1 protein-coding gene is annotated in these 794 nt (G+C 28.1%); it reads left to right on the top strand.

Going from position 1 to position 794, the window contains the following annotated elements:
* Window positions 1-794, top strand: a 794-nt coding sequence (locus tag N2692_03105; GenBank protein MCX8016254.1) for a hypothetical protein, incomplete at both ends; no start/stop codon positions are given.

The raw sequence follows: 794 nt of genomic DNA, 5'->3' as shown, positions 1-794 counted from the left end.
GAGTTTGGGTGGCAGAAAATCCACAACAGAGTAAAATAAAATATTTTGTTGCATCTGATAGAGCATATTACAGATTGTTGAAATATGGCGTAAAAAATGAAAATATTTTCAAAACAGGTTATCCGTTTAATGATGAAATATTAACTGAAGAAGCTGTAAAAAATTCACTTGTACGTAGGTTGAAAATTTTTGATCCAGAAGGAAAATCAGAATTAAAAAAAATAATAACCGAAAAAATTGGTTTTGATTATACAGACGTTATAAGAAAAGAACCATTAACCATAACTTTTGCAGTTGGTGGAGCAGGTGCACAAAGAGAGTTAGCACGTAAAATTTTAAAAGGTTTCAAAAATGAATTATACGAAAATAAAATTAAATTTTACCTTGTTGCTGGTAGTAGAAATGATGTAAGAGAATATTTTGATAATTTAGTTGAAAAGGAAAAATATGTTAATGTTGAGATTATTTATGAAAAAAATAAAATGGATTATTTCAAAAAATTTGATAATGTAATGTTGCAAACAGATATTTTATGGACAAAACCAAGCGAATTATCTTTTTATACTGCAATAGGTTTACCAATTATTATAGCTCCTACAATCGGAGCACAAGAAGAAGCAAATAAAAAATGGCTTCGAGATGAAATGGGGATTGGAATAATCCAGAATAAGCCATCATATGCCAAAGAATGGGTTGAACATCATTTGAAAAGTAAAAGGTTTGTGGACGCTGCTATATTGGGATATCTTAAACAAAATATTGATGGAAAACAAAAAATTTTAAATATTATAAAG

The organism is Patescibacteria group bacterium (assembly GCA_026415775.1).
Lineage (GTDB): Bacteria > Patescibacteriota > Minisyncoccia > UBA6257 > JAAZHW01 > SKW32.
The sequence above is the reverse complement of the archived record's forward strand: the minus strand, read 5'-3'. Positions and strand labels throughout refer to the sequence as shown.